At 52.1% G+C, this 12,804-nt stretch carries 10 protein-coding genes; 3 read left to right on the top strand and 7 right to left on the bottom strand.

The features are described 5' to 3' along the window. Window position 1: 1 nt before the first annotated feature. Window positions 2-1,177, bottom strand: a complete 1,176-nt coding sequence (locus JI721_RS12170) for a glycosyltransferase family 2 protein (protein ID WP_274455145.1) — start codon at window positions 1,175-1,177, stop codon at window positions 2-4. Between the two features lie 138 nt (window positions 1,178-1,315). Between JI721_RS12170 and JI721_RS12165 the strand changes: the two genes are divergently transcribed. Then, window positions 1,316-3,025, top strand: coding sequence for an IS1634 family transposase (locus JI721_RS12165; protein ID WP_274455144.1), 1,710 nt, complete (start codon window positions 1,316-1,318; stop codon window positions 3,023-3,025). A gap of 244 nt (window positions 3,026-3,269) precedes the next feature. Here JI721_RS12165 and JI721_RS12160 read toward each other — a convergent pair whose 3' ends face one another. The 6 genes from JI721_RS12160 to JI721_RS12135 form a co-directional block, all read right to left on the bottom strand. Further along, window positions 3,270-3,680, bottom strand: a complete 411-nt coding sequence (locus JI721_RS12160; protein WP_274455143.1) for a nucleotidyl cyclase domain-containing protein — start codon at window positions 3,678-3,680, stop codon at window positions 3,270-3,272. Window positions 3,681-3,857: 177 nt separating this feature from the next. Then, window positions 3,858-4,679 (bottom strand): ExeA family protein, encoded by an 822-nt coding sequence (locus JI721_RS12155; protein WP_006446170.1) that lies wholly within the window; start codon window positions 4,677-4,679, stop codon window positions 3,858-3,860. Further along, on the bottom strand, window positions 4,676-6,058 hold the full coding sequence (locus tag JI721_RS12150) for a DDE-type integrase/transposase/recombinase (protein ID WP_006446171.1): 1,383 nt from the start codon (window positions 6,056-6,058) through the stop codon (window positions 4,676-4,678). Before JI721_RS12150 ends, JI721_RS12155 begins: the two co-directional genes overlap by 4 nt. Window positions 6,059-6,146: 88 nt before the next feature. After that, window positions 6,147-6,755 (bottom strand): DUF6431 domain-containing protein, encoded by a 609-nt coding sequence (locus JI721_RS17400; RefSeq protein ID WP_474367333.1) that lies wholly within the window; start codon window positions 6,753-6,755, stop codon window positions 6,147-6,149. A 201-nt stretch (window positions 6,756-6,956) separates the two neighbouring features. Continuing rightward, window positions 6,957-7,286, bottom strand: a complete 330-nt coding sequence (locus JI721_RS12140) for a hypothetical protein (RefSeq protein WP_274455141.1) — start codon at window positions 7,284-7,286, stop codon at window positions 6,957-6,959. A gap of 730 nt (window positions 7,287-8,016) precedes the next feature. After that, window positions 8,017-8,532: a crossover junction endodeoxyribonuclease RuvC gene (locus JI721_RS12135; RefSeq protein WP_274457835.1), complete on the bottom strand. Its 516-nt coding sequence runs from the start codon at window positions 8,530-8,532 to the stop codon at window positions 8,017-8,019. A gap of 1,034 nt (window positions 8,533-9,566) precedes the next feature. On the opposite strand from JI721_RS12135, the gene JI721_RS12130 reads away from it, so the two are divergent. Together JI721_RS12130 and JI721_RS12125 are read left to right on the top strand one after the other, a co-directional pair. Then, complete coding sequence (locus tag JI721_RS12130) at window positions 9,567-11,468, top strand: hypothetical protein (RefSeq protein WP_274455140.1); 1,902 nt, start codon at window positions 9,567-9,569, stop codon at window positions 11,466-11,468. Window positions 11,469-12,283: 815 nt separating this feature from the next. Next, window positions 12,284-12,715 (top strand): hypothetical protein, encoded by a 432-nt coding sequence (locus tag JI721_RS12125; protein WP_274455139.1) that lies wholly within the window; start codon window positions 12,284-12,286, stop codon window positions 12,713-12,715. The last annotated feature ends 89 nt before the right edge of the window (window positions 12,716-12,804 follow it).

Genomic DNA, 12,804 nt, shown 5'->3' with positions numbered 1-12,804 from the left:
TTTATCTGAATTGTAAATCTATCATCTCTTTCTTAAAAGCCATCCCATCTGTCTTGACAATGTGGGGTTCAATACGGGTCTTATCCCACACGGGCATTGCCTTGGAATGCCGCATACGCAGCTGCTTCCACCATGCCCACATCAAAAGAATCACCCAAAGTTGGGCATACGTAAAGTACATGAGGACGGCCATTCCAATGTTTCTCACGCTGATGAGACCATCAATCGTTTCCGCACTGAGCAGCTGTACAATGTAAAACAGCAGCGACTCGAACCAAAGGAGTAACAAGGGAACTGAAAATGTAGTGTGGACCAGCCCGAACTCTCCCAGTACGAACCAAACATCGGATACGAGCAGAAAGAATACAAACATGATGTAGACACTTAACTGTTGAATCGAGTGCCCTAACACGCGTCCTCGTCTCCAATTTTTCACCCGGAATATCTTTGCGATTAGGTACAAATTGCCTTGCATCCACCTCGTTCTCTGACGAAACCAGACGGAAAATTTCTCTGGCTCTTGTTCCCAAGTACGCGATTCTGGTACGACTGGCAACAATCCACCAATCGCCGTTAATTTCAACGTCAAATCCGCATCTTCAGCTAAAGCATACACATCCCAACCGCCGACTCGTTTCAGCGCCTCTTTCGTAACTAACATATTCGTCCCAGTTAATGATCCTAACCTCATCGACGTCCATCGTCCTGATTGCATCAAGAGTTGGAAAACCGAAAACTCAATCGCGATCATTCGAGTGAGCCAGTTCTTTTGCTCATTGATGGTTTTCACATAACCAACGGCTCCAACGGCCCCTTCCGTTCCAAAACATGCGTCTGCGAGGAGACGCAGTGCATTGGGTTCCGGTTGATTATCGGCGTCATACACAGCAATCAATTCTCCGCTGGCGACAGATAATCCATGGTTTAGCACCCTCGCCTTTCCTTTCGGATACCCTTCCGGAACTCGCACATGTTGAACACGTCGATAAAACCTTGCGTACTCTTGTATGATTTCTCCGGTCGCGTCCGTAGATGAATCATTCAAGACGAGAATCTCCAAGTCTCCCGGATAGTCGAGTTTCACCATGGCCTCTAGTGTCTTCTCCAGAACCTTCTCCTCGTTATGTGCCGGAATCAGAATTGAAACGGCGGGATAATATCCCAGCGGCGGGTACACAATCTTTTTTGAGCGAAAGTATAATCCTAACCGACTTTCCGCGCGTGATCCTTCGTGCTGTCCATAATTTTGTACAGGGATTTGGCACCCCAGTGTCGAATCAGTCCCCTATCGAATTTTCGTTTGGGGGATTTCCAGTTGATTGCTGACATGCGTCCCTTGGTGATGGGGGCTTCGGCGCTGTGGTCTCGGCTCATTGACCAGTTCGGCTGGGTGGAGATGATCGATAAGCAGGCCGACCGCGATGGTGACAGGCTCTCGGTCGGTACCAGGCTTAAGGCCTTGCTTATCAACATCGGCACTGACCGCAAGGCTCTCTACAAGGTGCAGGAGTTCTACGAGAAACGGGACGTCGAAGTCTTGCTTGGCGCCGGAGTGTCCGCGACCGACCTCAATGACGACGCGCTTGGACGGGCACTGGACATTCTGTACGACATGGGCCTCGACGCCCTGTATCCGAAGCTCGCACTGAAGACCGTCAATCAGCTGAAGGTGATGGACCACTTCGATGACTTGTTGCCCGTTCATTCCGACACCACCTCGGTGTCTCTGTACGGAGAGTACGCACAGCAAGACGATGCACCTGAGTCCAGTGAGGACAACTTTGCCGTCGCACGCGGGTACTCAAAGGACCACCGCCCTGACCTGAAGCAGATCATCTTCGGCCAATGCACACTGCGGGGCGTGACGCTGTGTGCGAACGTGGACAAGGGCAATCAGGACGATCACACCTGGAACAACGAGAACATCACGCGATTGGCCGGCCTGCTTGAAGAGCAGACCGACAAGGAACTGCTGTATGTCGCGGACTCCGCGGTGGTCACCGAAGAGAACCTGAAGTTGCTTGCAGACGAGGGGATTCACTTTGTTTCCCGGCTGCCCTCGAACTTCAAGTTGTGCCAGGAGCTAAAGCGGTCTGCGTGGGAAAAGGAGAAGGCATGGCGGGATGTCGGACAGATCGCGGCGGCAGATGACGCCTCGACCTACAAGATACAGTCGTTTCGCCGGGAGTTGTATGGACGGACGTATCGCCTGATTGCCGTGCGCTCGACCGGACTGGCGAAGCAGAAGGAGCACAAGCTGGAGGACGTGCTGCAGCGGGAGAAGACCGCACTGGAGAAGGCGGTCGAGAAGGCACAGAAGGTGACCTACAGCTGTGCTGAAGATGCCGAGGCTGCGGCAAAAGCGTTGGTTCACCAACACCGTAAGGCGCTGCACCGGCTACAGATCACAGTCGACACAGAGCAGATACAAGAGAAACGTGCCCGTCGGGGCCGGCCTCGCAAGGATGAGTCAGCGCCTGGAGTGCGCACTGTGTATCGCTTGAATGTGAAGATTGCTTCGCCCGACGAACAGACGCTTCAGTTGTGGCGTGAACGCGAGAGCACGTTCGTCCTGATTACGGACATCCGGGATGACCAACGGGTTGCGGATGAACGAGTACTGCGGTTGTATAAGGACCAAATCGAGGTGGAGAACCGGTTCCGGTACCTGAAGAGCCCCTACCACGTGGGGCCGGTGTTCCTGCAGAAGCCCAGCCGGGTGAAGGCATTCGGTTACGTGATGCTGATGTCGTTGCTGATGTACAGCGCGTTTGAGTACATCCTGCGCGAACAGATGGCGAAGGAGACGGAGCCGTTGATTCTGCCCGGGAAGCGAAAGAGCTTCCGACCGACAGGCATCTCGGTGCTGGAGATGTTCGATGAGATGACGACGATATGGATAGAGAGCGGCGACGGGCGGCAGAGGATGACGGCGAGGCCACACGACCCGCAGATCGAGCGGATACTGGCGTTCTTCGGGATGGATCTGAACATCTACAGCGAGGTGGCAAGCAGCGGTTGCTGAGCAAGCGCGTCAGCATAGGCTCGATTCCCAAATGTACACAGCCCTTGCAAAGATCGCGCTTTCACTTTTCCGAACATTTCCTTTCGAGCGTTTGCGCGGCCCACTTCCGGGCAACGAACGGAGTTTCCAATTGACGACCCCTACGCACGCGCGGAAGATGCGTCCTAACACATCCAATAACGCATAATAGAAGAGAAGAATCCAAAACAAAATAGAAATAACCAACAAGATAATCGCCAAAGAATCACCCCTGCTCCTGTAGGTTTAAAGAGGCCAACGTATCGCCGGGGTGGATAATTTGGGCCTCGATGTTCAAGACGTCATAAATCGTTTCGTTCAGCTCCGCAAGGATTTTCTGATGGATTCTCCTAGAGACGATTTGTAGTCCTTTTTCGCTGGTGTTTTGCAAGAGAATCCAAATCGTGTTTGAGCCAGCTTGTCCAACTAAATCGTAGTGTCCTCGAACCGAGCTCAGAAAAATGGAGACCAGTGTGTGGAATAGTGCGGAAGAAGTTCCCGCAGCGGCACTCCCAATTTCGATTGTTAACAGATAACCAGACTCTTGCCGACGTGACATTGAAATGAGGACCATTTCCGTTTGATATAAAAATTCGTTTCTGGTCAGAATCCCCATTCCACCAATGGTTTTCTCCAACACCTCAATCTTCTCCGTGAGGTGTTGGAGTCGATTTCCGATTTGTTTGATGGTGTAGCCGCTCACGCTGCTTGGCGGTGAATTTCTCACCGACATTGGCGTGAAAGTCGTAGCGCCAATCCGTCATCGTGGTGGTCGTCGTGCCGTCAATCATTTTAGGCGTGGCGGAGCAGCCGGTCATCCGGCCACCCCTCGTTGCCACTCCTGGTCCGCCAGCACTCGCTGGATGTTGGCATCTTCCACGACGTCACTGTCTTTGGCCGCTGCGTCGTACAGGGCCTGCAGGCAGATTTGGTTCACTACCCGTGGAATCCCTCGGCTTGCCCCATAAATCAAGTGCAAAGCACTGTCTGTAAACAGCGGCGCCTGCCTTCCGGTCAACCGAATCTGGTGGCGGACGTATTCAGTCGTCTCCTCTCTGGTCATCCCAGTCAAGTGGTAGACCATTTCAATCCGCTGTGAAATCGCCTCATACTTCTTCAATCGCAGTTTCCGCCGCAGTTCCTGCTGGCCAACCAAAATCAACGGGAACAGGGACATGGCGTCCATCCGCTGGTTACGGACAAACCTGAGCTCCTGCAACATCTCATCGGAAATGTCCTGCGCCTCATCAATCACCACAGCCCACCGTCTTTCGCCGGCAAGCCCTCCAGTCTGGACCCGTTCGTTCCAAAGCTTCCTCGCACGGCTCACAGAGAAGGGATTCGCCTCTCCGAGATGCGAGAGAAGTTCTCCGTAAAATTCCTTGGGGCGCAGGCCGGGTACGCAAATGTAGACGGGAAGCCATTTCATTTCGTCCAGTCCGCCAATGAGTCGGCGAATGAGCGTGGACTTTCCGCTGCCTACCTCGCCAGCCAGCAGCCCCAGTGCGTTTTGCTCAAGTACCCATTCCATCCGGGCCAGGGCCTCCCGGTGTGCGGCTGTCTCGTAGAGCTCGTGTCCTTCCACGTCCCGCCGGAACGGCAGCTTTTCAAATCCCCATTTCTCCTGCGGCGTCACTTGTGTTCACCACGCTTTGTATCTGAGAATCGCAGCGGGGACTCTTCAACTGCAGCCTGCTTGCGCCGGTTATCCGCTGCCTGGAAGAAGGACACGTGCTCCGTCGTTGGTTTGTCGCTCTTCACTGTCGAGGCAACCCTGCGATCATAGCGGCGAGTCAGGTCCACCGGCTTTGCGTCGGGCCATCGCTTGTCGTCGAACCAGACTTGAATCACCGAGAGATCAAATGGGTCATAACACAGTGTCACCTTCCGCCTGGCCAAGTCAGCATCCACCTCGTAGGTGTTGCCCATCAGGGAGACACATGCGGCCTTGTCTGCTGTACGCTCTTCCTCCCAAAGGAAAATCTCTGTCAGTTCCGCCTCTGAAACCCGCTTGGGAACCCGGTTGCTGCTTGCGGCTCTTTCTTTTGGCGGTATTCCTGTGCTGCCATGCTTGCGCAGGTGGTAATACCCATCCACCCAGGCCCAGAACGCCTCATTGAGCTCGCCGAGGGTCCGGATATGTCCCGCTTCCACTTGCTCATAGGCCTCTGGAATGAAGCTGGTGTCGAGGAAACGGAATATCCGTTCAATTTTCCCACGACCCGCTGGACGGTAGGCTTTACTGTGGGAAAGGTGAATCCCCAGTCTTCCGCAGATGCGCTGTAAATGCTGGGATGAGAACACCGCACCGTTGTCCACATAAAGTTGTTCTGGAATGCCGTATCGCAGAATCGCCTTTTTCAGGCTGTCCTCCAGGCGTGGCAACTGCTCATCCCAATAAAACTGCCCATGGACAATGAGCCTCGAATAATCATCGAGGATCGCAAACAGAATCGTCTTTTTCTTGCGCTCCGAGTTGCTTGGGTCAGGCAAGTACAGCGCATGCTTAAAATCCGCCTGCCACAAGACATGCACGTCTTCCGCCTCAAAACGCCGGTATCCCCGGTCACTGGAACGAAGCAACTCTTTACGGCTTGCTCCTAAACGACGCAAATGGCGGGCCAATGTGCTCTGTGCCACTGTGCCTGGCTCCACAACACCGCTTGCCTCCAGCAAGAGGATGATCTGCTCCACGCTGCGCTCGGGTCGCTCCCGCCGCAACGCCACCGCCTTTTGAATCACTTCGTCTGGTAACTGGTGGCGCCCTTTGTCGCTGCGGGTCTTCGGCATCAGGGCATCATATCCGCCTTTCCGGTACGCTTCCAGCCATCGTTCCAAGGTCCGCACGCTGAGCGTCGTTCTAGTGGTGCCGGGAATCACGTAGGATTGTTGTACCATCCGCTCAAAATAGATACGCAATTCCCCTGGAGACAGCGGCGTTTGTCTGCTCACAATGGGCGCAATCGTCCCGTATCGAAACGCCGCAATCTCCTTGGCCAACTTCTTTCGGTCCATGACGCCATCTCCTCCCCCGAGAATCGGTACAAGCCTATTCTCGGACGGGAGTGTCTGGCTGCTCCATAGACATAAATTGTGGGATTAGCTATACCATGCTGGCCGACTTTGACTGGCGGAGCCGGTACAGGCCGTGAAAGAGACCAATGTTCACTTTGCTTGGCGAAAGTTCCATCCAAATCTGCCGCCAGTATCGCAGGCGGTGGGTTGGCCGCTCCCGTCCCCGTGGCATACGGATGGTAGGGTGAAGTGAGATCACATGCTCCCAGAACTGGCTGTCAAGCTTGTCCATATACCCCTGCCAGCGCTTCATCCACCGCCACACCGTGCGAGCGCACAGCGGACCAATCGGGGCAGGAAGGGCCTTAGCTGCTTCCTCCAGGGACTGCTCGCCATCCGCATGCGTACAGACGAGTTCTTGAACATCCCAGACAAATCGCTCATAACGACCGACGAAGCTCGGCAATACACTGCATGTCCGCTTGCAATCCGGATTTGCACACCGGAACCGAAACACCCGAATGCGCCAAAACTTCTCCTCTGCCCACACGTTCCGGGCATAGCTGCCATGACCATGCAGGATCGGACACCCGCAATATCCGCATGACGGTGGACGCAATAAATCAGGGTCAGGATCCTCACAAAATCGCAAATAGGACTCGACGTTTGCGAAGGGAATCGAATATGATAGAGACATAATCCAATATAGGCACGGGAAAACCGTGACCTTGCAGAAGGAGAGACCGGGGCCGCCAAACCTTACAGGTCTCTCTTCTTTTACGCCTCCTGTCGATGATTGTCGGTATGATATGGATCGTCATACGACAATCAACGAGAAAACCCTCTGTCGTTCAAAGCAACAAAAAACCGCTCATCCTCCGCCAAGCAGCGTGAGCGGCTACATGATGGAGAAAACCATGAACCAAACAAGCACGCTTAACAACGAAAAAAGACCGTGGACTTCTATCCAGCGCCACTGATCGATCATACTCACATGGCGAAACCACGTAAAAAAGACGGCGAGGACTCCGACCGCAAAAATTTCAATGACCATGAGCAAAAAGGAGGCCATGGAGGACAGAAATGTATACAGAAGTCCGGATAATAGTAAGACAGCGACACTTGCCGCAAAATCCACATTCGAGACCAGTTTGGCATACAGCCACCCGATGAACAAAGACGATATAACCAGAAACAAGCTCGAAACGATTTTGTGTTTATCTGACATTGATGACACCCAACTATGGATTCCAATCTTGCTGATTTCAACAATATATCATAAAGAATCCAGTCCTCGCTTCGGTGTCATTCTATTCATAACATATGATGGACATTGTTTAAATTTGTGACTGCAGTAACAATCACCACACGACTTGCCGAACGATGTATCATCCGAGGAAGCTTCGGCGCTGCCCTACCGCGATAGCCCCACTGTTAAGTACCATGGAAATAACATTCATTTACAGGTGCGAATGGGCGCGAATGAATGGTAGAAGAACATAGATGAAGCGGCTCCCAACGAACCGGGAAGCCGCGTCATACAAGGATTTCTATGGAGGCGCCAGCCAGATTCGAACTGGCGAATCGAGGTTTTGCAGACCAGAAATGGAAGTGATTGCCTTGCCGCTTGGCTATGGCAAAACACTGATCAACCTATTCCCGCCACTTTCCTCGTCCAACACATTCACCCGAAATCGTGCACCGTGATTGACTTCAATGGAAATTGTGGTTGTTCTGAGACCCTGGATAGATTCTTCTCATGGCCTCGTTCCTCAAAGCGTCTGCACGAACCACTAGTGTGCCTTGGTGTTCAGTCATCTGCTCGTCCGATGACATCGAAATCAATTGTATCAAGTAGTGGTGAAAAAGGGAATCGCGGAAAACAAACATTCGCTCTTTTAGTACGTATGACTACGCCTATAACTCTCCCTCCGTACTGGGAGAGTGGTGGGACCGATTCACTTAGCGAAAGGCAGAGGGATTTCTGCCGGATAGTAATTCTCCATCAGGAAAGCGAGACAGATCCCCGCCGCGTCGGATGAGTCGTTGGTAACAAACTGGTAATGATCCGGCAAGTTGCACATGCGACGAACACCGATGGCTACTTCGTCCTTGTTGGCTCTTCCGTGCCCGCCAACCAATTTCTTTACCGTTGAGGGGTTTACGTTCCGCAAGTCAAAGCCAGGCAGGGCCTCCCACGCGGCTTTGTGAACTTTGCGGAGTACCTTAGTGATTTCCGGATCAGTTGCGATCAGCGTTTCTTTGGGGACGACTTTGCTTAATGAGGGGTATTTGGCCGCAACTTGACGGATCGATTGCTCAATGTAAGAAAATTCATTCCGACCTTTAGGTGTAATTACGCCTGCTTCACGCAATTGGAATACCGGAACGACCAATCCGGTGCAATCATCGGTACGAGGTTCCACGCTAATGACCGTGTATCCTGTACTCCAGTAACTCAGATCAAGGCCCATGAACTCCAATGCACTATTCGCCTCCGTGGATTTCAATTGGGCGCACGGCCCATAACACGGCGACTTCGGAGACACATGTGTGCAGAAGTAAGGTTCATGGTACAGTTAGAACTTCTGGAACTCGTAGAAACTCAGTACAGAGGATGTATCTTGCGCAGTCATTCACGAGAAGGATTAGGTGAATAAATCGTATCACATCGTTGTCCAACAAATCCACTAAAATGAAACTCCTGGAAAGCTACGTCCTGCCATTGTGGTAAATTCTATACTAATTGTAGCCGTTTTATCTCAAACCATCTGCGCAAATTTTGTCCAAATTCCCCTTCATTTCATTGGACTGCTTTAACCTTGGCATGATAAACTCAAAACAGGAAGTTCCTCTCATATCCTTGAAATGCTTCGAAACACGCACTTTCAGCATTACAGCTACCAACGTTCTACTAATTCGTTTCGCCTTCACTCCGAACTCGCTACACGTTCAATGTCGATCCATTCCTCTCGCAGCACGATCACCTACTGACCATTTTGATGTTTCATTTAGCCAAGGAGGCCAGCATATGTCCTCAGACCAAAACATCGTAAGCGGAATAAAAGTCGAAGAACCGCAGGAAATTCCCGTCGCCCAAGCCCCACTCACGTTTGCTCGAACCCCAACTGTAACAATTCCATCTTTGTTTTACGCTCCCGAGAAATTGGCCACCGGGCAATATGGTGCACGAAGTGTTGGAATGGCACCTTTGTCCGCGTGATCCCGAAGGCATAACCCTCCGTCTTCCTCGTAATTCGTCTACCTCAAAGAGCCGTTTCACGCCTTAACCACGAGCCACTCAAACACTTTGTCTGTTCCCTATTCTTCCCTTTCCAGCCCGACAAGGTGTTCTTTCGTATCCCTGTTCAAGTTATCCCCTCGTTTTATCAGGGTACCGTAAATGGACTTCAGTGGCCCACCTCTCTCCTTGGTCACTCCAGTTCACCGGCTTCCCTCCCCTTATGGCCGCAGGCCAATTTACCCCCACAGAGGAGAGTGACCCCGCTTGTCATCCACAGTTCTCAGCCCCGAAGTGGACACTGGTGTGTCCCGATCCATTGCTCCAATGTCTGAACCACATGACGGAAAGTACCACCTCAACAAATACCCGACGTACAGCAATCCACAGAGACACTTGGAACGAATCAAGCGCGACGACAACCTGCGTTTGATGATCGCGAGCAAGTTCCTGTTGATGACTCCATACAAGGGGCAGTACGTCCGCATGCTGAAGAACAAAAAGGGCAAGCCCGTGACGTTCTATCATCCAAAAAAAGCGAACTACGTGCCTGGTACGATAAACCTGACCACGTGGGTTTTGGAACAACATCTCACGTACGGGGGCAGGTTTGCCGTCGCCGTTCTCTATCATGACCCCTACACCATCGGAGCAACCAACATTCGCTGGGCTATGTTCGACATCGACATCCCCGATTTTGGCGTAGCCAAACAGGCGGCAATGGCAATTCAGAACGAATGTTCACGCGTTGGCCTTTCCTCGCACATTAGTTTCAGCGGCGGCAAGGGCTTCCACGTGGAGTTGTTTTTCCGATCACCAGGGGTCACCAGCGCTGATTTTCACCACTTTCACCAGTACATCATGAAGATGTGCGGTGTTGAGACCATCATTCAAGATGTTGTAGAGCGTGAGAAGCAAAAGAACCCCAATTCTAAACCGGACATTGAAGCCCGTCCTGAAGCCGGAGCTGGCAGGCCCGCAAAACTGCCCCTCGCCATTCATCCCAAAACTGGCGCGTTGGCGGGCTACGTGGTGGAAGAGGACGGCGATCTTGTTGAGGCCGCAGATCCCTACGAGTACTTTCTGGCGATCCCATTCGACAATGACTGTGCGATTGTTCGATACTATTCTAATGAATGGCAGGCAGAAGCACGTCGCCGCGCAGTTAAAGAAGCGGAGAAGCAAGCCCGCGCAGCCGCACTCGCACAACAATTAAACCAAAATCAGAAATCGCTGGAGAAAGCACAGCGTCAGTCCACGTCGCGAAACAACACATCGGCCCAAACATTGAAGCAACAAGTTGAGGAAATACGGGCCGAGTTGGCTTCTATCGTTTTAGATTGTGACACGCTAGACACCACGTCTGAGGTAGACCGGCACATCATCGAGAGCATCCTGGAAAATGGGCTCCTCCCAGGGAAAAAGCGCAACGACACAACCTTCCTTCTTGTGAAGCTCATGCGGCGGTACTATCGCAAGGATGAAGCCATCGCCATCGTGATTCCGTGGATTGAGAACGTCCTCTACCCAAAGTGCCGTGATCACATTGAGATGCCAATGGAGAAACACATTGTCGAAACACGAAAGATGATTGAGCGTTTCTGGTCTCGCCCGCCTTCAGGACTCACCATAGACGTCCACCCTGCGCAGATTCGTCACCTCGTCAGATACGCAAAACACAAGGACACAATCAATCTGCCGAAATTACGCCTGTTGTTGGCGATTTTCCTGCAAGGAGAGTTTGCAAAGAAAGCCGGAACAGCATCTGATGATGGGCACGCGCCGCTCGCTGTGAAATACCTGCAAGATGTAACGGGAATGTCCCCAAATGTTGTCCTGAAATATCGGGACGAGTTGGTTGATGAGGGCGTCATCTCTTTGAAGCCAGGAACACGTCACAAAGTCGTTCGTGATGAACAGGGTAAAGGGCATCTGGACAAGTCGTCCGGCAAGCCCCAAATGATCCGCGTCAACGTTTCGTTCTCAGAAATGGATGCGACCGAACCACCGATAACGCTGCTCAAGACCATGGCTTGTCAACACAACGTTTGCGAGTGGTTGCTTGCGAAATCCTTTAGGCCAGAATTGAAGCTGATCCTCGGGGGCTCTAAGCGACACTACAAGAAGTGGCACGGAGTCATCAGAGCGGCAGAGGCATTTGGGCACTAACAATCGGCCCGGCTGTGTGAACGTCTGTTCCACAACCGGCATTATCGCGCAAGACCCTGTCCCGCCAGCAAACGGAATTCTGTCACTTGATCAACTCCCGCCTGAAGTGCTATCCAACGAATTCTTTTGAGGGGCGAACTGCATGCCTCCACATCAGCATTTCCCTGGGGCTTGCCCTACTGCATATCTCAAGTGAAAATTTTTTCACTTCCTCCTTCGGCTCCCCCTTGCTGGGGGAAGAGCAGGAGTACAAGTGCTTGGGTACAGACAATGCCGAACACCGCAACAGATTGGGATGGTTGTCACCTCTGCCTAGGGAAGCAGGCCGCCCCCGTAAACTGTTCCCAAAGGCAGGAAACGCAACGTGACATGTGCCCCTCCCCCGACACCATGCCCGGCCATCCCGGGCCATATCGGCACAATTGGCAATGGCCGGCATCAGCAAGTATAGTTGCTACCGAAACGGACGGACTCTCCCTGGTATGAGCACACGCTCCTTAGGTCTAGCATTATGGAGACACTGGGGGCATTGCAAAGGATGTACCCGTATACGCCGCCGTATACTTTTGATGCATGGCCTCGTAAGAAGTCGGTAGGATAACCTCTGCACCGCCTAAAAGCCCGCCAAGACGTAGAATCGGTTCATATAATTCAGCTTACCGTTTCACTTTTTATGCCTACATGAACTTCGGAATAATCGCAACATAACGTAACAACATATACTATCTTAGGAAATTTCTTGATTTTTCTCCTCGCTGCGTCTATTATTTTACTAGGGGATCAATGTTAGAAGAGTCAACTTGGAGGCGACTTACGTGCCACTGTATCGAGACGGCAAACTATTCATTGAAAACTACTTCATGGATTTCTGGGGCCCGATCCTTGGCATAGGGACAAGTAGTTTGTTCGTCACAGTATCCTCCGCTGCGAAAGGTGGACATTTTGCTACCCTTTCCACGCAGTACTTATTGGCCGTGCTGCGATGTTCAGATAAAGAACTCTTCTCTTGGATAAAGACACTGGAGCATTATGGGTTTATCCGACACTTCTTCGTGGAAAACACATCCCGCCCCAATGAAGAACCCTCAAACCGCTTCGTGGTGCGTAAAAGTATGCCGCTACTTACCCAAGAGCTTGTCAACACCCTCCCACCTCTCGTCAAAAAGCGGCATGACGACTTTCTTAAACTGAACACGTCGCAGAATGCAAGACACGGTGAATTATGGGATGACAAAGGGACACTGTAAGGGAGATGTGTCATGAGTGTATCTGTTATTGCGCGAGCCAGCGAGGGGTCTTGCCCGCAATAAGCGCTCTTTCTACAAGGCCTTTCGAC

Origin of the sequence: Alicyclobacillus cycloheptanicus, from assembly GCF_028751525.1 — a bacterium.
Classification (GTDB): Bacteria; Bacillota; Bacilli; order Alicyclobacillales; family Alicyclobacillaceae; genus Alicyclobacillus_L; species Alicyclobacillus_L cycloheptanicus.
This window is presented reverse-complemented; position numbering and strand designations above follow the sequence as displayed.

Coding starts and splice junctions, on each gene's coding strand:
- JI721_RS12135 (WP_274457835.1), bottom strand. CDS start 8,532: ATGGGCCTTGATCTGAGTTACTGGAGTACAGGATACACGGTCATTAGC.
- JI721_RS17400 (WP_474367333.1), bottom strand. CDS start 6,755: ATGTCTCTATCATATTCGATTCCCTTCGCAAACGTCGAGTCCTATTTG.
- JI721_RS12150 (WP_006446171.1), bottom strand. CDS start 6,058: ATGGACCGAAAGAAGTTGGCCAAGGAGATTGCGGCGTTTCGATACGGG.
- JI721_RS12140 (WP_274455141.1), bottom strand. CDS start 7,286: ATGTCAGATAAACACAAAATCGTTTCGAGCTTGTTTCTGGTTATATCG.